General features: G+C 33.1%; 21 protein-coding genes. 12 read left to right on the top strand and 9 right to left on the bottom strand.

Features of this window, described 5'->3' with window-relative positions:
- Positions 1 to 522 (top strand): cyclic nucleotide-binding domain-containing protein, encoded by a 522-nt coding sequence (locus tag OQ292_RS00780; protein WP_284684138.1) that lies wholly within the window; start codon positions 1 to 3, stop codon positions 520 to 522.
- A gap of 58 nt (positions 523 to 580) precedes the next feature.
- Here OQ292_RS00780 and OQ292_RS00775 read toward each other — a convergent pair whose 3' ends face one another.
- Positions 581 to 1,399 carry a DUF6503 family protein gene (locus OQ292_RS00775; RefSeq protein WP_284684137.1) on the bottom strand — a complete coding sequence of 273 codons (819 nt, stop codon included), beginning with the start codon at positions 1,397 to 1,399 and terminating at the stop codon, positions 581 to 583.
- A 61-nt stretch (positions 1,400 to 1,460) separates the two neighbouring features.
- The gene (locus OQ292_RS00770; RefSeq protein ID WP_284684136.1) at positions 1,461 to 2,078 is read right to left on the bottom strand and encodes a hypothetical protein; all 618 of its coding nucleotides are present in this window, start codon (positions 2,076 to 2,078) and stop codon (positions 1,461 to 1,463) included.
- A 355-nt stretch (positions 2,079 to 2,433) separates the two neighbouring features.
- Here OQ292_RS00770 and OQ292_RS00765 point away from each other — a divergent pair, with 355 nt between their 5' ends.
- The 3 genes from OQ292_RS00765 to OQ292_RS00755 all read left to right on the top strand — a co-directional run bounded on the left by OQ292_RS00765 (position 2,434) and on the right by OQ292_RS00755 (position 4,504).
- Entirely contained in the window at positions 2,434 to 2,856 is a 423-nt protein-coding gene (locus OQ292_RS00765) for a J domain-containing protein (RefSeq protein ID WP_284684135.1), read from the top strand.
- A gap of 104 nt (positions 2,857 to 2,960) precedes the next feature.
- Entirely contained in the window at positions 2,961 to 3,803 is an 843-nt protein-coding gene (locus tag OQ292_RS00760; RefSeq protein ID WP_284684134.1) for a PspA/IM30 family protein, read from the top strand.
- Positions 3,804 to 3,847: 44 nt separating this feature from the next.
- Positions 3,848 to 4,504: a hypothetical protein gene (locus OQ292_RS00755; RefSeq protein ID WP_284684133.1), complete on the top strand. Its 657-nt coding sequence runs from the start codon at positions 3,848 to 3,850 to the stop codon at positions 4,502 to 4,504.
- On the opposite strand, the gene OQ292_RS00750 is transcribed toward OQ292_RS00755, so the two are convergent.
- From OQ292_RS00750 to OQ292_RS00740, 3 genes are all read right to left on the bottom strand, one after another.
- Positions 4,497 to 5,966, bottom strand: coding sequence for a leucine-rich repeat domain-containing protein (locus OQ292_RS00750; protein ID WP_284684132.1), 1,470 nt, complete (start codon positions 5,964 to 5,966; stop codon positions 4,497 to 4,499). The two genes, OQ292_RS00755 and OQ292_RS00750, sit on opposite strands and share 8 nt — an antisense overlap.
- A gap of 332 nt (positions 5,967 to 6,298) precedes the next feature.
- Positions 6,299 to 7,372, bottom strand: a complete 1,074-nt coding sequence (gene aroB, locus OQ292_RS00745) for a 3-dehydroquinate synthase (RefSeq protein ID WP_284684131.1) — start codon at positions 7,370 to 7,372, stop codon at positions 6,299 to 6,301.
- Positions 7,373 to 7,442: 70 nt separating this feature from the next.
- Positions 7,443 to 8,543 (bottom strand): bifunctional 3-deoxy-7-phosphoheptulonate synthase/chorismate mutase type II, encoded by a 1,101-nt coding sequence (locus tag OQ292_RS00740; protein WP_284684130.1) that lies wholly within the window; start codon positions 8,541 to 8,543, stop codon positions 7,443 to 7,445.
- A 293-nt stretch (positions 8,544 to 8,836) separates the two neighbouring features.
- Here OQ292_RS00740 and OQ292_RS00735 point away from each other — a divergent pair, with 293 nt between their 5' ends.
- The 4 genes from OQ292_RS00735 to OQ292_RS00720 all read left to right on the top strand — a co-directional run bounded on the left by OQ292_RS00735 (position 8,837) and on the right by OQ292_RS00720 (position 14,136).
- On the top strand, positions 8,837 to 9,613 hold the full coding sequence (locus tag OQ292_RS00735; protein WP_284684129.1) for an enoyl-CoA hydratase/isomerase family protein: 777 nt from the start codon (positions 8,837 to 8,839) through the stop codon (positions 9,611 to 9,613).
- Between the two features lie 54 nt (positions 9,614 to 9,667).
- Positions 9,668 to 11,170: a lipopolysaccharide biosynthesis protein gene (locus tag OQ292_RS00730; protein ID WP_284684128.1), complete on the top strand. Its 1,503-nt coding sequence runs from the start codon at positions 9,668 to 9,670 to the stop codon at positions 11,168 to 11,170.
- Between the two features lie 87 nt (positions 11,171 to 11,257).
- On the top strand, positions 11,258 to 12,262 hold the full coding sequence (locus tag OQ292_RS00725; protein ID WP_284684127.1) for a nucleotidyltransferase family protein: 1,005 nt from the start codon (positions 11,258 to 11,260) through the stop codon (positions 12,260 to 12,262).
- Positions 12,263 to 12,375: 113 nt separating this feature from the next.
- Entirely contained in the window at positions 12,376 to 14,136 is a 1,761-nt protein-coding gene (locus OQ292_RS00720; RefSeq protein WP_284684126.1) for a tetratricopeptide repeat protein, read from the top strand.
- A gap of 3 nt (positions 14,137 to 14,139) precedes the next feature.
- Here the strand turns inward: OQ292_RS00720 and OQ292_RS00715 are convergent, their stop codons facing one another.
- Positions 14,140 to 14,589 (bottom strand): peroxiredoxin, encoded by a 450-nt coding sequence (locus OQ292_RS00715; protein ID WP_284684125.1) that lies wholly within the window; start codon positions 14,587 to 14,589, stop codon positions 14,140 to 14,142.
- Between the two features lie 2 nt (positions 14,590 to 14,591).
- Positions 14,592 to 15,731, bottom strand: coding sequence for a 3,4-dihydroxy-2-butanone-4-phosphate synthase (gene ribB, locus OQ292_RS00710; protein ID WP_284684124.1), 1,140 nt, complete (start codon positions 15,729 to 15,731; stop codon positions 14,592 to 14,594).
- A 201-nt stretch (positions 15,732 to 15,932) separates the two neighbouring features.
- Between ribB and OQ292_RS00705 the strand changes: the two genes are divergently transcribed.
- Positions 15,933 to 16,538 (top strand): DinB family protein, encoded by a 606-nt coding sequence (locus tag OQ292_RS00705; RefSeq protein WP_284684123.1) that lies wholly within the window; start codon positions 15,933 to 15,935, stop codon positions 16,536 to 16,538.
- 97 nt (positions 16,539 to 16,635) lie between these two features.
- Here the strand turns inward: OQ292_RS00705 and sufD are convergent, their stop codons facing one another.
- Together sufD and sufC are read right to left on the bottom strand one after the other, a co-directional pair.
- Positions 16,636 to 17,958, bottom strand: coding sequence for a Fe-S cluster assembly protein SufD (sufD, locus tag OQ292_RS00700; protein WP_284684122.1), 1,323 nt, complete (start codon positions 17,956 to 17,958; stop codon positions 16,636 to 16,638).
- Positions 17,959 to 17,997: 39 nt separating this feature from the next.
- Positions 17,998 to 18,759, bottom strand: a complete 762-nt coding sequence (gene sufC, locus OQ292_RS00695; RefSeq protein WP_284684121.1) for a Fe-S cluster assembly ATPase SufC — start codon at positions 18,757 to 18,759, stop codon at positions 17,998 to 18,000.
- 221 nt (positions 18,760 to 18,980) lie between these two features.
- On the opposite strand from sufC, the gene OQ292_RS00690 reads away from it, so the two are divergent.
- The 3 genes from OQ292_RS00690 to OQ292_RS00680 are packed head-to-tail and all read left to right on the top strand — an operon-like array spanning position 18,981 to position 22,345.
- On the top strand, positions 18,981 to 19,349 hold the full coding sequence (locus OQ292_RS00690; protein ID WP_284684120.1) for a hypothetical protein: 369 nt from the start codon (positions 18,981 to 18,983) through the stop codon (positions 19,347 to 19,349).
- 59 nt (positions 19,350 to 19,408) lie between these two features.
- Positions 19,409 to 21,709 carry a TonB-dependent receptor gene (locus OQ292_RS00685; RefSeq protein ID WP_284684119.1) on the top strand — a complete coding sequence of 767 codons (2,301 nt, stop codon included), beginning with the start codon at positions 19,409 to 19,411 and terminating at the stop codon, positions 21,707 to 21,709.
- 57 nt (positions 21,710 to 21,766) lie between these two features.
- The gene (locus OQ292_RS00680; RefSeq protein WP_284684118.1) at positions 21,767 to 22,345 is read left to right on the top strand and encodes a hypothetical protein; all 579 of its coding nucleotides are present in this window, start codon (positions 21,767 to 21,769) and stop codon (positions 22,343 to 22,345) included.
- Positions 22,346 to 22,374 lie beyond the last annotated feature (29 nt).

Raw genomic sequence — 22,374 nt, 5'->3', positions numbered from 1 at the left:
ATGCTAAACCCACTCAAAAAGACATATTCTGCAAGTGATAAGCAGTTATTCAGGTTCTTGCAGAAAAACCTTCTTTTTGAAAGGTTAGAAGATAATGAACTTGCTGAGTTTGTACCATTTCTTCATTTGAGAAGCTATAAAAAAAATGAGGCGATATTTTTCAGGAAAGATCCAAGCCAGGCCATTTATATTATTAAAAGTGGAGAAGTAGCTTTAAATCTTGATATTGAAGATAAATTTGAAGAATTAACTAGAATAGGGGTGGCTCAGTCATTTGGAGATAATGCACTTTTAGAATCTACTTATCGGATATATAATGCTGTTTGTACTACAGAAACCAGTGAGATATATGTACTTGCTACTACCAATGTGTTGGAGATTTTTGAAAATAATGTAAATATAAAAGCTAAAATGATGACGGCTATGGCCGAAAATTATGAAAAACAAAATGTAAATCTGTTTAGAGCTTATCAAGAATCTTTTGGGTTCTTCGATTTGGGTAGAGCTTTTATGAAGTTATAGTTGAATGATAAAGATAAAAAAATAGCCCAGATTAAATTATCTGAGCTATAAATGTATCTTATAAAGATTTAAATTGACTCAAATTAACTGCATCGAGAGATGTAAAAATGCTTTCGGGTAATTCTTCAAAAACTTCTATATCGGTTAACTGTCTCGGTCCTCTATCTCCAGAAAGTAATATTTCGCCATGTTTTTTATAATTTTTCCAAGGCAGAATAAATCCTGGCTCTTCGTCTTCGTAAGATTTAAAATAAGCCCATTGATTTACAAGATTTGTTTCCTTATCTATATAAACCTTGTATTTATTTTGCGGAGTAACTCCTACATCTTGAAAAGTCAACTCTAATACATCAGAAGGTTTATCCATCACAATTTCTTCTCCTACATACTTCAATGTAACGCCACTATCTTTCAACTTAAATGGCATAACTAGCCAATACGAATCGTTAATCCAGATTTCTTTTCCTCTGTTTAAATATTTCTGTAAAGAGTCTGGTTGAGTTACTTCCTCACCATTCTTAAAAACTTTGCCTTCCAGTGTATTTACATTTACCAGAACCTTAAAGTCGTTTTGTACATTTTCGACCCTTACGTAGCCAGTCCATTTATCCCAAATTAATGTTCTAGCTCCAAAAAAATTCCAACTAATAAATCTTGTGTCATCCCAGCTTTTTCTACCACCCATAGCAGACATTACACTATCTGCAATCTCAATGGCTTTTTCATCAGATAATGATAGATTAAAGCCATCTGCCGGAGGGTTAGAAATAGTTTCTTCAGAAGTTGCAGTTGAACCTGTATTCTTCTGTTGATTGTTACAAGATATATTAAAAACAATCAAAAGGAACGATATGGCAATCAGATATGCGTTTTTCATAGTTTCAGTTTTGTTATTTCATCAAAAATAACAAAATGTATGAAAAGCTACTGATTAAGAATTATTTTGAAGTTAACTGCGCCTTAAGAAGTTCCAGATTTAATATTTTAAGCTCATTAAGCTCAAAGTTTTTTTCTTGTAACCATTTGTCTTTTGGGTAATTATCATTTGGGTGAGTAGTGTAGTAATCAATAAAATCGGTACCAAATTCTTCAAACTCTAGTCTAAGAATATCTTCTATGATAATAAAATTTGCTTCGATATTAGATTGTAAATCTTGAATTACTGGAGACTCTTGTAGAATTTGATCTTGTACTAACTTATGAAAAACTTTGTACTCAAGATCCATTTTAATTTTTGCATCATGATTATACTGATGATCTTCTGCAACCTCGTTCCAAACCTCCATATTAGCAATGTTATTTAAATCTGCTATTGGTAATTTAAGATTGCTACACCAAGTTACTATCTGTTTTTCATCTGCCTCATTAAGAGAGTTAAGGTCTTTGCCAACATAAGCAGCCCAAAGTCTCATGTCTTTTGGAGTATGCAGAATTTTGTCCCAAAGTTCGGGTTTGTTTAGCGGATCATTAATCTCTGTTTGTGCAGAAGTTTGCGTGTTGAATACTAAAGTGAAAAGGATTGCTATTAAGGATATTTTAGTAATATTCGTGGTCATAGTTGTTAAAGTCTTAATGGTTTAATTCTCTTAAGTACAAAATTAAAATCATTATTGATCTTAAAACTATTCTATATTGTATTAGAATAATACCTTTTTGTTTTATATATACTTTTTCTGATTACTTTAGATAGATAATAATTAAATTATTACATAAATTCATGAACTACTTATTGAGTATGTTTTTATTTACAAGCTTATGGTAGGGTATTTTTTATTTAAAAAGCTTGTTATTTATGTAGTTGTAATCAATTTTACATTTTGAAGGAAACAAATGTTAATTTAAATAAGATATTAACCTCTGTTCAAAAGTTTTAAACTTTCGTTAGTTTTTTCCTGTATTAATTATTAGAAAATGTTAGATCGAATTAAAGATATTTTAAAAGCAGAATTAAGTGATAAAGTAAATCGCTTTACTAATTTCAAAAGTGTTGGAGACCTCGAAATTGATGAAATACTGGAGAATTTAAAAAAACAGTATAATACAACTGGTAATACTGAAACACATCAGGCAGAGCAAGAAAGCAATTATCAGTATCAGGAAACAAATTCTAATACCAACACAAGTTCTCAAACAAAAGAACAAGAATATTATACTGTTTTAGAAGTACCTTTTGGTTCTGATTATCCAACAATTAAGAAATCATACAGAAAATTAATGAAAGTCTATCATCCCGATTTGTATCATAATGACAAAGAAAAATTCGAAATGGCAAAAGAAGTTTCTCAAAAATTAAATGAGGCATATGTTTACTTTAAAAACAAATATGAGAAATAAATTGCTGTCAAAATTTTTATATTTTAATTTTAGAACTGCCTAACTTAATATTCATCAGTCTCGCAGTTTTTTATAAATTCAGAAATAAATATTCATAATATAATATGTTTGGTTGGTTAAAAAGATTATTTGGAATTGCTTCTGCAGAAGCTAACGCCGCAATGAACAAATTGGAAGATCCGGTTAAAATGACGGAGCAGGGCATAAGAGATTTAAAAAAAGATTTAAATAAGAGCCTTCAAAGCTTAGCCGAAGTGAAGGCAATGCACATTAGAGCAAAAAAAGAATTAGAAGTTTCTACTAGAAGAGAAGCCGAGTATGAAAACAAAGCTATCTTATTATTAAAGAAGGCAGAAACTGGCGAAATATCAGCTTCTGAAGCTGATAGATTAGCATCTCAGGCGCTTGAGCGTAAAGAGCAAATGGCTCAGCAAGTAGTGGCACACAAAAAGAATGTGACACAGTATGAGCCAATGGTGAGAAAAATGGAAACGAATGTTCAGCAATTAAAAGATCAGATTGTTGGGTGGGAGAATGAACTTAAAACGCTTAAAGCTAGATCGAGAGTTAGTGAAGCTACAAGTAAATTAAATAAGCAAATAGCCAGAATAGATTCGTCTGACACACTTGCTAGATTAGAGAGAATGAGAGAGAAAGTTTCTGAGCAAGAGGCTTTGGCAGAGTCTTATGGAGATATCGCAGATAACATGAATACCTCCATAGACGATGAAATTGACAAGGCATTAGGGCCATCGGCACATACTAACTCCGATGCTTTAGCCAAATTAAAATCTAAAATGGCTTCTGCTAATTTGAATGAAGGTTCTAGTGAATCTAATCCAAAGCAAGATAATCCCTCTTCTTCGAATGCTGCACCTACGGGAGGAGGTATGAGCGACCTGGATAAACTTAAAGAAAAACTAAAGAATACTAATACAGAGGATTAAAAAAGGCCCATAAGGGCTTTTTTTTTAAGCTATTTTTTCATCTTATGCTTCAAGTTTTACAAAGACCACTTTCTGAAATCGAAAAAGAAAGCATATATCTTGAACTCGAAAGAGTTGAAAAGAAAAAACGCTTTCATTTTATTTTTACGATTGCATCCAGCGTTTTACTAGTCGTTTCTGGCTTTGCTATTTTTTTCCTTCTAGGTACAGAAGACCAGTTAAAACTGGTAATGATAGCAATTGCATTAATTATTTTTTATGGCTTTTCTGTTATATGGGGTTATTTCAATAATAAAAAGTTTTTTGATTCTACTATAGATGAATACATGCAAGCGCTTAAGAATAATAGTGCTAAAGTATATAAGTGTTATTTTGACGATTATGCAGCTTTTGAAAATAAATCTTTAGATGACCCAGCATTTATTTTTCAAGTAGAAGACGACCTATTGTTATTTGTGAGCGGTAGAGATTTCTACGAAACTGATGAGTTTCCGAATAGCGACTTTGAAATATCAAGAGTAGCAGGAGTAGATGGTAAGATTGTTTTTAATCACATTGAATGCAAAGGAATAAAAATCTCTCCCAAAGTGGTTTTATCAGATTATCTAAAAAAAGAACTCCGTGAGCTAAAAAAATACCCCGAAAGTTTTAAAACATTTCAGGGTAATTTGTCCAATTTAAACTTACAATTATTTAATTGATCTCGCAATTAGGATTTCTTTTCCTAAATTCTTCTATATCTTGTTTATCTACCTTTGTATCTGTACAATCTATATATTCAAGCTTTCTTAGCTTTTCAAACTCTTTTAAAGAAGCAACTTGTGTATAAGCAAACCAAATAGATTTAAGTCTAAATTTTTCCTGTATGGGGCTTAAGTCTGCTACTTTAGTATCAGATAAATCAATTGCTTCTAAAAGTTTCATATTGGCAATTCCATTTATATCTGAAATTTCAGTTGAAGCAATATTTAAATCTTTAATGCGATCCAGCTCAACTATATCTTTTAACGAGTTAATTTTTGTAGATGAAACACTTAATGTATTCATCATTTTTGAAGAACTAATTGGCGATAAATCATTAATTTCTGTTCCATAAGCCTTTAATTCAATCAACTCGTTGTGATTTTTTAAAGCCTCAAGTGAACTGATCTTGGTATTTCCACAATGTAGCCTTTTTAATTCTGTAAAGTTCTTAACGACACTAATATCATCTATTTGAGTATCAGAAATATATAGCTCTAAAAGTTGATTAAAACCTTTAATTGGCTCTAGCGATTTTATCTTTGTTTCGTATAGAGTAAGCCTTTTCATTTCGCTCATCTGGCTAATTGGCTCTAAACTTTCAATAAAAGTGTATGAGCAATCGAGCTCTTCTAGCTCTGTGAGGTTTTTAATGGGTTCTAAGCTGGTAATTTTAGAACTAGCACAATGTAATACTTTTAAACTAGTAAGCTCTTTAATCGGCTCTAAACTCTCTACATTAGAATTAGTGATATATAAAATTCTAAGATTTTTGAGGTCTTTTAGAGGTGTAATATGGGTCAATTCAAATTCATTTATGCCATTACCTGTACATATTAATCTGCCCATATCATAGATTCTGTTTAAATCTATTAAACTAGGTTCGTCTTTTATTCTAGCAGAAACTCTAAATACATTTTTCCAAGGCTCGTCAAGTGTATCCCACCAATCTTTATATAAAACTGGATAAACTGTTACAGTCGGATTCGCTTTTCTAAACTCTTCTAAATTTTCTTTTGGAACTTTTGAGTAAGTGCAATTTACTTTTTCTAGATTTTTAAGTTGAGCCAAAGCACTTATATCTTCAATTGAACTACCCATTAGGTTGAGCTTTGTTAAACTATCGAGTTTTAAAAGTGGCTCAAGAGTAGTTATTCTGCTTTTCATGCAGTTCAAAGAAGTTAACTTTGAAATCTCTTCGAGATGGGGAGTGATATCTGCTGTATCACTTAAATCTAGTGTTGTGTAAAATATTTTTTTCCACTCGTTATCGAGTCCTTTCCACCACTCTAAATCAAAGGGAGCTTTGTCTTTAGTTTTATTAATTTCAGTTGCATGTAGTTGAATAGTAAAATTGCTGAGAATCGTAAAAGATAAAATTAATTTGATAAATAGATTTTTAGTAGTGGCAATAGCTTTCATCGAAGATATTTTTATACTGAACATAAAGCAGCTTATCAGACTGCAATTATTTCTGAACTGTTAGTAATAAGCAGGTTTAACCAGATGTTTGAAACTGCCGGTATTATATTCGTTATTTTAAGGAATGGTTTTCCCTTACTTTACGTCAAGAAATGAAAATTTGTATACAAAAAGGTAGGATTGTATCTTTTGTTAAAAACGTGATACTTAAATTTTGTGAATAATTGTTATGATGCTCCTTATGAGCAATTATATTATGATTAAAAAAAAATCCTGATTCTATTAGTTAGAAATCAGGATGTTATGTTTTTAGCAGATTTAAAAAAAAACTATCAATTTTTGTTCAAAGCAGGAATGTTTTCTCTGTAATAATTTATGCTTTCTTTTATTTCTTCTAGGGAGAATTCCTGATCGTAAATTGCAGTACCTGCACCTTTAAGAATACTGAGATTTATTTTACCATGCGAGTTTTTCTTATCTTGAATTACTAATGGTAAAATTTGTTCAATATCTTCATCTGTAAAACTTACTATAGGGAATATTGAATTAAAATGACTATTGATGTTATTAAGAACATTTTCATCTATCAAATCCTTTTTTAAGGAGAGATAACTTTCGCATATCATGCCTACTGCAATGGCTTCTCCATGCAACAGTTTATGATTACTTGTTTCTAAAAAATGGCTTTCAATAGCATGTCCAATTGTATGACCGAAGTTCAATATTTTTCTAACTCCGTATTCAAATGGATCTTCTTCAACAACATCTGCTTTAATTTCAATAGAATGAGGAATTACTACATCCCATTCAATCTGATTTAGATCTTCAATTTTCTTTAACTGCTTCCAGTGATCTTTATCTTTAATTAAAGCATGTTTAACTACTTCAGCATAGCCAGATACCAGTTCTCTATCTGAGAGTGTTTTTAAAAAATTAGGATAAACGATCACTTTACGGGGCATTTTAAAAACGCCAATGTGATTTTTAAAACCCTTGAAATCAATTCCTAATTTACCACCAACACTGGCATCAACTTGAGATAGTAGGGTAGTGGGCATTTGTACAAAGTCGATACCTCTTTTAAAGGTTGCAGCACAAAAACCTCCCATATCTCCAATTACACCACCACCAAGATTTATTAATATAGATTTTCTATCGACACTTTGGTCGGTTAGAAATTGCCATATCAACTCACAGGTTTTAAGATTTTTGTTTTCTTCTCCTGATTCAATCTGAAAAACAGTGTGGTTAGCCGGTAAATAGTCTTTAATTAATGGGTAACAATGTTTCTTTGTGTTTTCATCGGCCAGCAAGCATACCTTGCTGTAATTTTTTAGAAAATCAAAAACTGAATGATCTAATGATTTGTAAACCAAGACATTAGGAGCAACTTCAACAGCTTTCATATTCATTTAATAAGAATAAAAAAGTACTGCTTATATGCAGTACTTTATGTTAGTATATTAACTTAAAAAATTATTTAGAAACTTTTTCTTTTTTATCGTTCATTACCTTGCTCTGAAGTCTGATAGACTCATCGTGTATTAATTTGAACAATTTGCCTACAAAGTCTTTGTCAAGGTTAAGTTGAGAACCCCAGTCTGCACGTGTTTTAAATACTTGCAACCATCTGTCAGACTGAAAAACAGTAACATTGTTATCTTTTTTGTACTCACCCAGTTTGTCAACAAGAACTTTTCTTGCAGCCATGTTTTCAAGAATTTCTCTATCAACGTGGTCAATTTGGCTACGCATTGTTTCAAGTATACTGTTAAATTCCTGATTTTCAGAAGTAGTTTTTCTGATTTTGATAGCATCAAGAATTTCTCCTAGCCTTTCAGGAGTTACTTGTTGTTTTGCGTCACTCCATGCGTTGTCAGGATCACAGTGAGTTTCTATCATTAAACCATCGTAATTTAAATCGATAGCTTTCTGAGAGATAGGCAAAATAAGGTCTCTTGTACCACCAATATGGCTTGGGTCGCACAATAAAGGTAAATTAGGCATATCGCTTTTTAAAGCAATTGCAATTTGCCACATAGGTACGTTACGATATTTTGTTTTTTCAAAAGAAGAAAAACCTCTGTGTAAAGCTGCAATTTGTCTGATACCTGCCATGTAAATTCTTTCGATGGCACCTTTCCAAAGCGCAAGGTCTGGGTTAATAGGGTTTTTGATGATTATAGGAATATCAACTCCTTGTAATGCATCAGCAATCTCTTGAACAGTAAATGGGTTTACAGTACTTCTAGCACCAATCCACAATACATCCATATTGTATTTAAGTGCAAGTTCAACATGCTTTGCATTTGCTACTTCAACAGCAGCAGGCATATTAAGCTCTGTTTTTACTTTTTCCATCCATTGTAAACCAACTTCTCCAACACCCTCAAATGAACCAGGTCTTGTTCTTGGCTTCCATATACCAGCACGTAACATAGTGATATCGTGCTCTTTAATTCCTTTGCATGTGGTATATAATTGTTCTTCGGTTTCTGCACTGCAAGGTCCGGCAATGGCGAATGGAACATCCCTAATTACATCCCAACTTTTGATAGACTGAATATCTTCCATCATGTTTTCTTCTTATTTATTCAACAAATTCTGTTTTATTATGTAAAGGTATTAAGATTTTCTCTGAAAAATAGAAGTTTTTATAAATACAATTTAAATTGGAGTAAGTTATAAGCTCTGAAAATCTCTTTAGTTCTAAAGAATTTAATTAAGATGCTTACTTTTGCGCAAAATAGAAAGAATTATTACTAATTATTGAATATATGATTTTATCATATAATTAATTTTTTAAATAGTTATTAGTAGATGTCTTTCTATTTAATATTGGACATAGAAATTAGTAAATAAAGATAAATATGAGTTTCGAAACTTTAAAGTTAGATCTTAGCGGTGGTATTTTAACCATAACCATTAATCGTGAAGATAAATTAAATGCTTTAAGCCAGCAGACTATTAAAGATCTCGATGAAGCTTTTCAGAAAGTATACGACGAGACAGAAATTAAAGGGGTAATTTTAACAGGAGCTGGTGAAAAAGCTTTTGTTGCCGGGGCTGATATTTCGGAGTTTAAAGAACTCAATTACATGAATGGCAGAAAGTTCGCAGAAGACGGACAAGAAGTATTTGCTAAAATAGAAAATTGCCCCAAACCAGTAATTGCCGCTATAAAAGGATTCGCTTTAGGTGGAGGTTGTGAGTTAGCAATGGCTTGCCACATAAGAGTAGCAGGTTCCGAAGCTAAATTTGGCCAACCAGAGGTAAATTTAGGTATTATACCAGGCTATGGAGGCACGCAAAGACTTCCAATGCTGGTTGGTAAAGCCAAAGCCATGGAAATTATATTAACTGGCGAAATGATTACTGCTGAAAATGCACTTAAGATTGGTTTGGTTAACCATGTTGTTCCAAAAGAAGAAGTGGTTATTAAAGCAGAAGAAATACTAAATAAAATTCTTAATAAAGCCGGATTAGCTGTTTCTCAGGCAATTGAATGTATCAATGCATTTTATAAAGATGGTGATGGCTATCAAACTGAAGCAAATGCATTTGGCAATTGCTGTAAAACCGAAGATTTTAATGAAGGTGTTTCTGCATTTATAGATAAAAGAAAACCATCTTTTAAAGGGAAATAATACAACTAGAAGTTAAAATATTATTTCTATTTTTTTATTAAACCGGGCTGGTGAATGATCCGCAAACTAGCATCTGAAACTGCTATTTATGGTGGTACAACCATATTAGTTAGATTAATCAGTTATGCACTTACTCCACTACATGTAACAATATTTGCACCTGAGAGCTTTGGAATTATTTCGGAATTCTATACATACGCGGTAGCAGCTAATGTGCTTTATACCTATGGTATGGAAACTGCTTTTTTTAGGCTGGCTTCTAAAAAAAGTGCTGACAAAGCTTATTGTTTTAATACGGCTTTTTCTTCTGTATTACTTACTAGTATTCTATTCTCCAGTATTCTTTATTTATTATCTAAAGAGATTGCTGTAATATTAGGTTATCCAGATGGTGTTATTTTTGTAAAATGGTTAGCCATTTTATTTGCAGTTGACGCCATTGTTGCTCTTCCATTTGCTCGATTGAGGTTGTTACAAAAGCCAATAAGATTTGCTTCAATTAAGATTTTAAACGCAATTTTAATACTATTACTCAACGCGTTTTTTCTTTATTTCTGTAGGGATGTTTATGAAGGGAAGTACTTTGTTGGACTACAACCATTAGTAAATACTTTTTATAATCCAGAATTAGGTTTAGGTTATGCATTTTTAGCTAACTTAATTGCTAATATGATGATGATTCCTTTGCAATATGATGCTTTTCTTCAATTTAAATTTCGGCTTAGGCTTAAAGATTTAAAGCCATTTTACAAATATGGCTTACCCATTATGTTTGCTGGATTTGCTTTTGCAATTAATGAAACTTCAGACAGAATCTTATTAAAATATTGGTTACCCAAAGGTTTTTATGATGGTGAACCTAACCAATGGGCGGTAGGGGTATATTCAGCTTGTTATAAGCTGTCTGTATTTATCACGATGTCTATCCAAGCATTTAAATATGCTGCAGAACCATTCTTTTTTGCGCAAGCAGAAGATAAAAATGCTCCCAAAACTTATGCAAGCATATTAGATTACTTCATTATCTTTTGCTGTGTAGTAATCGTATTAGTCGTTGCTAATCTTCATATTCTTAGTATGATATTAGTGCCAAATAAAGAATATTGGGTAGGTTTGGGCATTGTACCAATTTTGTTATTTGCTAACCTTTTCCAAGGGGTATATTATAACCTAGCAGTTTGGTATAAAGTGACAGACAGAACGCAATACGGAGCTTATATGTCTGCGATTGGAGCTGTAATTACTGTTACGGCAAATTTTTTCCTTATTCCTATAATAGGCTATATGGGAAGTGCTTGGGCTACTTTACTTTGCTATTTTAGTATTTGTGTAATGAGTTATTTGTGGGGAATGAAATTTTATCCTATAAATTACAATTTGTCATCTTCACTAAAAAGCCTATTTTTAACTGTAATAGTAATTTTAGGTATAATTCAGGTAAATGAGTCAGGAATTTTTATGGAATTGATATATAAAAACCTACTGGCTTTATCATTTTTAGCATTGCTATTTTTTATTCATAAAAGCAAATTCTCTTTTATTCTTAAAAAAATATAGCTTCAACTTAATCTACTGATTCTTTAACATAAATAATTCAATAATTTTAAGCTATATAAAAGGATTATACTATTATTTTAATTCTGTATGAAAGTTATCTTACTTATAAGTAACAGACTGGCAAGTCCTTATTTACACAAACATATGACCCCTGTTGCACTCATGAAGTGTGGAGGTAAATATTTGATGGAATATCTACTTTCAGAGATTTTATCTCTTTCTGAGAGGCCAATTGAAGAAGTCATATTTGTAACATCATCGGCGGTTTCAAAATATCATGCTCCACTTAAGCAAATCGCTACTAAGTTTGGGCTTAAAACGAATATATTTACTAGTCTGCAAGATACCACTCCTTTAAGTGCTTTACATGCTGCATCAGACTCTTTAAAAGGTGAAATTTTAGTAGTTCCTTCAAATGTTTGGTTTAAGAGCGATATTAATCTCGATAACCTAAACGACAATGTTTGTTTTGTAAGAAAAATTACTGATCCATCTGAGCATACAGTGGCAAAAGTGGAACTTAATAATACAATTACTGGGTTTTTTGAAAAACCACCAGAATTTGTTTCTGATCTTTCACCGGTGGGTATTTGTTACTTTAATAAAGCAGAAGAAATACCAGAAATATTACAATATTTAATGGATAATCAGATTAAAGAAGGAATTACCTATGATCTGAATGACGTAATAATTGAATTGCAGAAAAAAGGTGAAAAGTTTTTACCCGGAGTTGTAGACGATCTAATTTCATGTGAATCACATTCCGATTTTTTACAGGTACATAAAAATATTATTGGCTACTTTAAATCACACCAAAATATTGCTGATTCTGCTAATATTGTAAATACTGTTATAATTAGCCCTGTTTATATTGGCGAAAATGTAGTAATTTCAAATAGTGTAATTGGTCCAAATGTTTCTGTAGAAGAAAACAGTACTATAGAAAATGCTATAATCGAGAATTCTTTAGTTGCTGAAAAATCTCTGGTAAAAAATGTAAGATTGGTATCTTCTATATTGAATTGCCATTCGACTTATGAAGGCAGAGAAAGAACTATCAGTCTCGGAGAATATAGCTATATTAAAGAGTAAATAGATTATTGCCTGTCGTTTACGTTATCTAAAAACTGCTTTGTTTATTAAATTATTAAGACGCAGATTTGTTATATAATATCAGGACCGGATATATTTCTAATTTTTTTGTTATGGGAAAAAGTGTCAGCCTCTTAGTTATTTTATTTTTTGCTCAACTTGCTTTAATAACTTCTGTTCAGGCACAAAAAAAGAAAAAGAAGGGAAAAGAGAATGAAAATATTTCAGTGGTTGAGGGCCTCGTAGAAAATACAGAACAAATAAGTTTCGATCAGGCGGAGTATCTGTTTTCTGAAGGCATGAAACATTTCATATTAGAAGATTACAAAAAAGCCTTGATTCTCTTTGAAGAAAGCGATCGCTTAAAAGAAAATAATCCAACTACACTGTTTAAAATTGCTGACACAAATTTTAAACTTGAGTCGTACGAAGAAGCTTTAAAATTTGCAAAAAAAGCGGTAGAGCTCGATCCTAAGAATCAGTATTTTTATGTGCTCATCTCAGAAATACACAGACAGAATAAAGATTATGAAGCGCTAGCTGAAACTTTAGAACAGTTGACAGTGGTGAGCCCTTCAGAAGAAAACTATTACAATCTCGCTTCAGCCTATTTATACATACCCGACTATGATAAAGCAATAAGTGCTTATAATAAGTCTGAAGATAGATTTGGTGTTAGTGAATTAATTATTCGTCAGAAGCAGCGCGTATTTTTAAAACTTGGCAAAACAGAAGAAGCACTAAAAGAAGGGGAGAAGTTGGTTGAGGCCTATCCTGGTGAAAGCAGGTTTATTACTTCTCAAGCTCAATTGTTATTAGCTAATAATAAGATTGATGAAGCATCTGTACTGCTTGAAAAAGTGGTAGATACGCATCCTGAAGATGAAGAAGCAAAATTGATGTTGGCTAGAGTTTACAAGGTACAAGGTAAAAATGATGTAGCTGATAAAATGATCGAAGAGACATTCTCTAGCAATTTGGTAGATGTCGATCAGAAAATTGAGATATTGAGAATGTATCAGCAAGAAGCTGTAAAGAATAATTCAACAGATAAAATAAAAGACCTTGCTGCTATATTGGTTGAAACACATCCAAACTCAGCAGTAGCAAAAAATCTTTATGGCGACTTTCTATTGTTTGATCAAAAGAAAGAAGAAGCTAGAAGCATCTTTTTAGAAGCGTTAGAAATAGATGGAGATTCTTTTGATGCATGGCAAAAAGTATTAAATATTGATTGGGAATTGCAAGATTACGAAGCAGTAATAGACCATGCAGAAGATGCACAAGAGTTTTTCCCAAATCAGCCAAGGTTATACTTTTTCTCTGGTTTAGGCTATGTAATGAAAAAAGATTATGAAATGGCTCGTGAGATGTTAGAGTCAGGTAAAATGTTTGCCAATAACCCACAATTAGTTGCACAGTTTGATGCTCAATTGGGAGATGTTTATCATTATCTAGAAGAGTATGATAAATCTGATGAATACTACGAGAAAGCCTTAGATTACGATGCTGAGAACATTCAAGTGTTAAATAATTATGCTTATTATTTATCTATAAGAAAAGTAAAACTGGATAAGGCGATGGAAATGGGCAAAAAACTCATTAACAAAGAGCCAAGCAATCCTACTTATTTAGATACATACGGTTGGATTCTATATGCCAACGGAAAATATAAAGATGCCTTAACTTTTCTTGAAAAAGCTGCTTCAATCTCCGAAGACGGTACCATTGCAGAACATTATGGTGATGTTTTATACAAGACTGGCAACAAAGACAAAGCAATGGAGCAATGGAAAATTGCTCTTGAAAACGGCGGTACAGACAACGAAGACTTGCTAAAAAAGAAAATAGCCAGTGGGGCGCTAATCGAATAAAGATTAAGATTTTACCTGCTTGATCATTTCTTTAATGTGGCCGTTAAAATCAAACATGTTATCAAAAGAAGCTACAATCTTGTGGTCTTTATCCAGTAAGTAGGTAATCCTTTTAGGAATCCCTATTACTGGAATAAGTGCCTTATATTTTTTACACACATCTCCGCTCTTGTCTGAAAGCAAATCAAAAGGTAATTGATACTCTTTTTTAAATTTTAAGTGAGTCTCAATAGAATCTTTACTTATACCAAAGATTTCAATATCTAGCCCCTTAAATTCTTCGTGTGTATCTCTAAAACTACAAGCTTCTTTGGTACAACCTCTAGTAAAATCTTTCGGATAAAAATAAATGATGCATGGTTTGCCAGACATATCATTATAAAGCGAAAAATCTTCTCCACTAGTAGAAGGTAATGTAAAATCTGGTGCTTTTGTTTGATTTGCTAAAGCCATAATTAAATATCTTCTATAGGAATATTGTCAATAATTTTAAGACCATAACCCATAAGCCCAACCATTTTCTTTGGTTTATTGGTAATTAGTCTCATATTACTAACTCCCAAACTTCTGAGAATCTGAGCACCAATGCCATAATCCCAAGTTTTCATAGAACTAATAGACGACTCATCATCATCTGAATTTATTAATTCTCTTATGTTATCGAGACGCTCACTAAGGGTTTCGTATTTATCGTCGGGATTGTTAATGTAAAGAACCACACCTTTCCCAAGCTTCTCTATCATTTTCATAGAAGTTTGTAAGATACCACCTCTATGGTTCATGGTAAACCCGAATAAATCTTCTAGTATATCTGATGCATGAACTCTTACTGGTATGGCTTCATCTTCTTCCCAAGTGCCTTTTACCATGGCAATATGCAAGTTCTCAAACCCATTTTGCTTATAAGCATGCAAAGTAAAATCTCCAAATTTACTTGGGAATGGAGTAGAAGATACTTTCGAGATTAGTGAATCGTGGTGTAACCTATAGTGTATAAGGTCTTTTATGGTTACCAGCTTAAGATTAAACTTGTCTGCTACTTTTCTAAGGTCTGGTAATCTTGCCATGGTGCCATCTTCATTCATAATCTCCACCAATACACCTGCTGGTGTTAAGCCTGCAAGTCTGGCAAGATCAATAGCCGCTTCTGTATGCCCAGTTCTCCTAAGTACGCCACCATTTCTGGCAATTAATGGGAAAATATGCCCTGGTCTGCCCAATTCTTCTGCTTTGGTAGCAGGGTTTACTAAAGCCTGAATGGTTTTAGATCTATCACTGGCAGATATACCAGTGGTGCAACCATGACCTATTAAATCAATAGAAACAGTAAATGGGGTATCGTATACCGCAGTGTTACTACTTACCATTGGTGTAAGTTGTAATTCTTTGCAACGCGATTCCATTAAAGGTGCACAAATCAAGCCTCTACCTTCTTTTGCCATAAAGTTGATGATTTCTGGTGTTACTTTTTCAGCAGCACACACAAAATCCCCTTCGTTCTCTCTGTCTTCATCATCTACCACAACTACAATCTCTCCATTTTTTATGGCCTCAATTGCTTCGGCAATAGTGTCTAATTTTATGTCAGTAATCATTATTATCTGTTATTTATCTAAACCGGTTATAGATGGTTGCTATAAAGGAGTAAACTTATTGTTTATATCTGGTTCTAAAAAAAAATAATTGATTTAAAATCAATATGACAGCCGTCATAGGCTTTACTTGATATTTAAAATTGATGCAGGTCAAGTTTTTAAATTTCTGCTTAAATTACTTTTATACAAAAAGATATAATTATGCCGAGATTCAATAGCAAAACCTTAATTTCTGAGCTCGAAAAGGAAGTAAATTCTATAATTTCTCAGTTTGATACAAAATTTAGTGATGTAGATAGCGAAATATTGAATATAAAACCTGCAAAGGGTAAGTGGAGTGCTTTAGAATGCATAGAGCATTTAAATATGGTTGGCAGATATTATCTTCCTCAAATTGAAAAAGAATTGGATAAACAGGAAAGTAAAAGTACTGCTGTTAACCCAGAGTTTAAGTCGGGCTTTATGGGTAATTATATGTATAATGCGATGAAGCCTCACAGTGATGGCAGTATTCACATGAAAGTAAAAACATTTAGCTCTGTAAATCCATCGAGTAAGTATGATTCTTCAGATTTAAATGCTCAAAAAGTCTTGGCTAGTTTTATAAAGCAGAAAAGACAATTACTTGAATTACTTGAAAATAGTAGGGGAGTGGATTTAAATAAAGTGAAAATTACTTCTTTAGTTGGACCAATACTCAGATTAAAACTAGGAGATGTATTTAGATTTTTAATCGCCCATGAGCACCGACATTTAATTCAGGCAGAAAATGCGATTGCAAATGCGATGTCGGCAAAATATGCATAAAAAAAGCCCCGAAAAAATCGGGGCAGTTGCTTAGAGATTGTGGTTAAAGGTATTTGGTGATTTTGATATGTTTAACACACCGTGTTTAACCTTTATATCAAAATTCATTTTCCAGTCTATTGGTAATTAGTGCTTCTATATGTTCTCTGAAGGCATCAGACTTAATTCTCATAACAACATCGGCAGCAAATGCATTCATTAGTAAAGCTCTTGCTTTATCCTCTCCAATCCCTCTAGAACGCAAATAAAACATTGGTTCTTCATCTAATGCACCAGTTGTTGCTCCATGTGAACATTTTACATCATCTGCCCAGATTTCTAACTGCGGTTTATTATCTACTGTTGCATTTTCTGAGAGTAAAATGTTTTTATTCTCTTGGAATGCATTCGTTTTTTGTGCGTATTTACGAACGTAAATCTTGCCGTTAAATACACCAGTAGATTTACCATCCATTACACCTTTATAAAGCTCATTGCTATAAGAGTTTGGTTTCATATGATCAACCATAGTGTGGTTGTCTACATGATCAGCATCTTTCAGCATATATAAACCATTCATAAAGACTTCACAATACTCACCGTCTAATAAAACATTGAGGTTGTTTCTAATTAAACCACCTCCTAAAGTGATAACCGTATTATTGTAATTACTGTTATCAGTTTGTTTAACTTGAGTAGTTCCAACATAATAGTTGTTGGCGCCTTTATTTTGAAGCTTGTAATGATCTACATGAGCATATTTCTCAACCTTAAATTCCGAAACATAGTTCAGAAATGCAGGGTTTTCACCAAGACTTACAAAGTCCTCAATAATGGTAATTTGCGAGTTTTCTTCAGCTAAAATCAGGTTTCTTGGTTGAGCAATTACTGGGTATTCTCTGGTATCAGTAATATTTAAAATAAATATCGGCTTAGAAGCTACAGCGCTTTTTTCTGCCAAAACAAATACTCCATTAAATGCAAAAGCAGTACTTAATGCAGTAAATGGCTCTTCTTGAAACTCAGCATATTGGCCAAAGTGTTGTTCTATTAACTCTTTATGTTGGCTGTATGCATCTTGCAAATTAAGAATATGGATACCTTTCTCAGATTCGAAGCTTGAAAACGCTTCGCTAAATACTCCATTAATAAACACTAGTTTGTGTGCATCTAAAGTATTTAGAGAGAATTGATCTACATCTTCTTTGCTAATATTAGAAGGTGCATTAAAAGCATAATTGTTTTTAAGAATCTTTGCAACATTGGTATACTTCCACTCCTCATGCTTTACAGTAGGGAATTTAAGTTGTGCTAATGCTTCAAATGCTTCTTTACGGGTTTGATGCCACTTTGACTCTTTCTGTCCGTTTAATTGACTTTCGAAATGTTCAAAAGCATCTTTTATGTTTTCTTTCAGATTTGACTGAATTATATCATTCATGAGTAATCGAATTTAAGATTTTCTACAACTAGATTTGTCTTACAACACGCCTTCTTCTACCTCTTTCTTAATCCAGTCGTATCCTTTTTCTTCAAGTTCGAGTGCAAGCTCTTTAGTTCCAGATTTTACTATGCGGCCTTTGTATAATACATGTACAAAGTCAGGCACTATGTAATCTAGTAATCTTTGGTAGTGAGTTACTACAATTGTAGCATTATTAGGGCTTTTTAAGGCATTTACTCCATTCGCCACGATTCTTAATGCATCAATATCTAAACCTGAATCAGTTTCGTCTAGAATCGAAAGTTTTGGCTCTAGCATAGCCATATGGAAAATTTCATTTCTTTTTTTCTCACCACCAGAAAAACCTTCGTTTAAAGATCTCGACATAAGTGATTGATCTATGCTCACCAATTGCATTTTTTCTTTCATTTTCTTTAAGAATGCAACTGCATCAAGTGGTTCTTGACCACGATATTTTCTTACTTCGTTGATAGCCGTTTTAAGAAAGTTAGTGTTGCTTACACCTGGAATTTCTACCGGATATTGAAATGCAAGAAAAATACCTTCACGAGCTCTGTCTTCTGGACTAAGATCAAGTAAATCTTTATCAGTAAAGTTTACTTCTCCTTCAGTCACTTCGAAATCTTCTTTTCCAGCAAGCACAGAAGCTAAAGTACTTTTTCCTGAACCATTGGGACCCATTATCGCATGTACCTCACCAGCGTTCACTTTCAGGTTAATTCCATTTAGTATCTTCTTATCTTCAACAGAAGCGTGTAAGTTCTTAATCTCTAACATTTTAATTTCGTTTTTTTCTTTCCGCAAAAATCAATAAAAAAAAATTTATATTTTAATATTTTTTTCCTTTTCTATAGAACAAATCTAAATAGCCATTGTTTTAATCGATTTATGTGGCTATTAATTAATTATATAGCTGAAATTTAATTTTTAAAATATCTCAGTACCTTTTGAATTATTACATGAAAATGCAATACATTTGCATGTAGATGAATGAAAAGATGTTACATAGCGCCCTAAAAAACCTTTCTATAGGAATGGCAGTCTTTATGCTATTCGGGCAGCAAGCATTTTTTCGCTTACACATTCATCTAGATAAAATCTCTCATAAGGGAAACACAACAATTTCCCATAGCATTCACAAAGCCAAAGAAAAGCTTTCAGATCGAGCTGTATTAGTTGAATATAAGGATCATAAAACATGTGATCTATGCGATATGTTCCTGAGTAAGAAGCTCGATTTAACACAGGCATTTAAGTTTGCTGTTTATAAGAGCTATTATACTTTTACTGAGAAATCTGTACTTCAATTTATATCATCAAAAAATTATAGTTTTTACCTCCGCGGGCCTCCGCAACCACGCTGTTAAATTCGAAATGATACCCCTTGGCTTATTCTGTATAAGCCTGAATTTAATGCGTTAATTTCATGATTAAGTATATCCAACTAACATGTCTGATGTTACTATCAGGCTATTTGCTGGCTCAGTCTCAGCAACAAAATTACGACATAAAAGGCCATATCTACGACGAAGGAGACCATCTTTTACCAGGAGCTACAGTTTTTATTCCTGAATTAAAAGAAGGAGTTGTTTCTGATATTGATGGTAATTTCGAGTTAAAAAATATCGCACCCGGTGAGTATATAATCGTGGTTCGCTATCTCGGATTTGAACCTATTGAAAGAAAAGTTCAGGTGCCTTCTTACGAATCTATAGATGTTCATTTACAAGGTGAGTTTCATATACTCAACGAAGTAAGTGTAGAAGAAGAAAAGGTAACCACCGGACTTCAAACAGTAGAATCTGTTTCGATAGATGAGCTTCAAAAGAAAAGCGGCGGATCTTTGGCAGAGTCAGTATCTAATATTACTGGTGTTACCATGCTACAAACCGGGCCGGCTATTGCCAAGCCTGTTATTCATGGTTTGCACAGCAATAGGGTACTGATAATGAACAATGGTGTAAGGCAAGAAGGACAACAATGGGGAACAGAACACGCTCCTGAAATTGATCCTTTTACAGCTCAAACACTTAAAGTGATTAAAGGAGCAGCTGCTGTAAGATATGGCTCAGATGCTGTAGCAGGGGTATTATTAGTAGAACCACCTGAACTACCAACAACTAAAGGCTTGACAGGAGACGTAAATCTGGTGGGTACAAGTAATGGTAGACAAGGAATTGCCTCAGTAATGTTGGCAAATGGTTCTCAAAAAATGAAAGGTTTAGGTTGGCGTTTGCAATCATCAGCTAAAAAAGCGGGTGATTTTCATGCACCGAATTATATGCTAACCAATACTGGCTTACATGAAATTAATTTCTCTGGTGAAGTGGGAATCAACAGAGAAAAGTGGGGAGGGAGTATGTTTTACAGTTTGTTTACAACCGAAACTGGTATACTGAAAAGTGCTCATATTGGTAATTTAACCGACTTGCAAGAGGCAATTGAAAGAGATGAGCCTTTTTATATAGAAGATTTTAGTTATGAGATTAACAACCCAAAACAGGATGTAGCTCACCAACTGGCTAAAGTTAAAGGTTATTACAACTTCAATGATAATTCTAAATTAAGTTTACAGGTTTCTCAACAAGTTAATAGTAGAAAGGAGTACGATATTAGAAGGGGAGATCGAGACGATACACCAGCATTAGATTTAAAATTAGAATCGCTATCTGGTGAATTAGTACTTGAGCAAATTCATACAGACCGTTTAAAAGGAACATATGGTATAAGCTTTATGGACCAAAAAAACAGAAACATTCCAGGTACAGGAGTGAGACCACTAATACCTAATTATTTATCAACTTCTATTGGTGCATTTGCTATAGAAAGTTATGGTGTAAATAAGTGGGAATTTGAACTAGGGGCTCGCTACGATTACAGAAGGCTGGAAGTGTATAAACTGGATGATGACGACGAACTGATAACTCCAACTTACAATTTTAATAATGCTTCTGTTACTGGTTCAGTAGAATACCTGATAAACGATAACATGCAACTCACGTCTAATCTGGCTACAGCTTTTAGACCTCCTAGTGTCAGCGAGTTGTATAGCGAAGGTTTACACCACGGTGTAGCTGCCATTGAAGAAGGTAACCCAGACTTGAATAGCGAAAAATCTTTTAAGTGGGTAAATACATTTGACTATAATAAGAACCCCTTTGCATTCTCAACCAGCATTTATTACCAAAGAATACAGGATTTTATCTATTTGGAACCTCTGGCGGAGTACAGATTAACTATAAGAGGTGCCTTTCCTGTATTTGTTTATAAACAAACAGATGCCCGGTTAATGGGATTAGATGCTCAATTTAAATATCAGATTAATCAGAGTTTTGGTTATCTAGCGAAATATAGCATGGTAAGAGCCAGAGATATTTCAAATGATAATTACCTGATTAATATGCCGGCCGATAGAATCGAAAATGGATTAACTTACAATAAAGATTTATTGGGCAAGCTAAGCGATCTTTTTATAGAGCTTAATACAGTTTATGTAGCTGAGCAAACCAGAGTACCCGGTATAGATTATACCACACCACCAGATGCCTATTTTCTCACAAATATACAGGCAGGTTTTAGCTACAAGATTATGAATTTGGATACCGATTTTAGCCTTTCGGTAAACAATGCATTTAACACTGCTTACAGAGATTACCTTAACAGATTTAGGTACTATGCAGATAACATGGGAAGAAATTTCATCCTTCGCTTACATGTAAATTTCTGATAGTACTACACACCAATTCTTATTAATTAATTCTTTCAACATTTTAATTTTTTAGTGATGACAAAAAAACTAAACCTGAAACTATTGGCTTTACTTTTCGCATTGTTCGCTTTTACTGCTTGTGATGACGATGATGATATTATACCTGAGGAAGAAAACGAGGAGGAAGAAATTACTACTGTGAATTTAACATTTATAGATGAAGACAGTAATGAGACAGTATTTTCATGGCAAGATTTAGACGGCGATGGTGGAGATGATGCTATAGTTGATGATATCGTTTTAGAAAGTGGAAAAACTTATGAACTAAAAGTAGAGCTTTTAAACGAAAACGAATCTCCTGCTGAAGTTGTAACAGAAGAAGTGGAGGAAGAAGCTGTTGACCACCAATTCTTTTTCTCAGGATCTGCAATAGATGACTTAATAACAATTAACTATAACGATTCTGATACAGATGGAAACCCAATTGGTTTAGATAATAATGTAACTATCTTAACTACTGGTGGTCCATCAATTTTAACTGTTATTTTAAGACATCAGCCAGATAAAACTGCTACAGGTGTTTCTGATGGTGATATAGATAACGCTGGCGGAGAAACAGACGTGAGTGTAGATTTTAATATTACAGTTCAATAAATAGAGTTACAAAAGAGGCTGCTAATTTT

Origin of the sequence: Chondrinema litorale, from assembly GCF_026250525.1 — a bacterium.
GTDB lineage: Bacteria > Bacteroidota > Bacteroidia > Cytophagales > Flammeovirgaceae > Chondrinema > Chondrinema litorale.
The sequence above is the reverse complement of the archived record's forward strand: the minus strand, read 5'-3'. Positions and strand labels throughout refer to the sequence as shown.

Coding starts and splice junctions, on each gene's coding strand:
- OQ292_RS00780 (WP_284684138.1), top strand. CDS start 1: ATGCTAAACCCACTCAAAAAGACATATTCTGCAAGTGATAAGCAGTTA.
- OQ292_RS00775 (WP_284684137.1), bottom strand. CDS start 1,399: ATGAAAAACGCATATCTGATTGCCATATCGTTCCTTTTGATTGTTTTT.
- OQ292_RS00770 (WP_284684136.1), bottom strand. CDS start 2,078: ATGACCACGAATATTACTAAAATATCCTTAATAGCAATCCTTTTCACT.
- OQ292_RS00765 (WP_284684135.1), top strand. CDS start 2,434: ATGTTAGATCGAATTAAAGATATTTTAAAAGCAGAATTAAGTGATAAA.
- OQ292_RS00760 (WP_284684134.1), top strand. CDS start 2,961: ATGTTTGGTTGGTTAAAAAGATTATTTGGAATTGCTTCTGCAGAAGCT.
- OQ292_RS00755 (WP_284684133.1), top strand. CDS start 3,848: ATGCTTCAAGTTTTACAAAGACCACTTTCTGAAATCGAAAAAGAAAGC.
- OQ292_RS00750 (WP_284684132.1), bottom strand. CDS start 5,966: ATGAAAGCTATTGCCACTACTAAAAATCTATTTATCAAATTAATTTTA.
- aroB (WP_284684131.1), bottom strand. CDS start 7,372: ATGAAAGCTGTTGAAGTTGCTCCTAATGTCTTGGTTTACAAATCATTA.
- OQ292_RS00740 (WP_284684130.1), bottom strand. CDS start 8,543: ATGATGGAAGATATTCAGTCTATCAAAAGTTGGGATGTAATTAGGGAT.
- OQ292_RS00735 (WP_284684129.1), top strand. CDS start 8,837: ATGAGTTTCGAAACTTTAAAGTTAGATCTTAGCGGTGGTATTTTAACC.
- OQ292_RS00730 (WP_284684128.1), top strand. CDS start 9,668: ATGATCCGCAAACTAGCATCTGAAACTGCTATTTATGGTGGTACAACC.
- OQ292_RS00725 (WP_284684127.1), top strand. CDS start 11,258: ATGAAAGTTATCTTACTTATAAGTAACAGACTGGCAAGTCCTTATTTA.
- OQ292_RS00720 (WP_284684126.1), top strand. CDS start 12,376: ATGGGAAAAAGTGTCAGCCTCTTAGTTATTTTATTTTTTGCTCAACTT.
- OQ292_RS00715 (WP_284684125.1), bottom strand. CDS start 14,589: ATGGCTTTAGCAAATCAAACAAAAGCACCAGATTTTACATTACCTTCT.
- ribB (WP_284684124.1), bottom strand. CDS start 15,731: ATGATTACTGACATAAAATTAGACACTATTGCCGAAGCAATTGAGGCC.
- OQ292_RS00705 (WP_284684123.1), top strand. CDS start 15,933: ATGCCGAGATTCAATAGCAAAACCTTAATTTCTGAGCTCGAAAAGGAA.
- sufD (WP_284684122.1), bottom strand. CDS start 17,958: ATGAATGATATAATTCAGTCAAATCTGAAAGAAAACATAAAAGATGCT.
- sufC (WP_284684121.1), bottom strand. CDS start 18,759: ATGTTAGAGATTAAGAACTTACACGCTTCTGTTGAAGATAAGAAGATA.
- OQ292_RS00690 (WP_284684120.1), top strand. CDS start 18,981: ATGTTACATAGCGCCCTAAAAAACCTTTCTATAGGAATGGCAGTCTTT.
- OQ292_RS00685 (WP_284684119.1), top strand. CDS start 19,409: ATGATTAAGTATATCCAACTAACATGTCTGATGTTACTATCAGGCTAT.
- OQ292_RS00680 (WP_284684118.1), top strand. CDS start 21,767: ATGACAAAAAAACTAAACCTGAAACTATTGGCTTTACTTTTCGCATTG.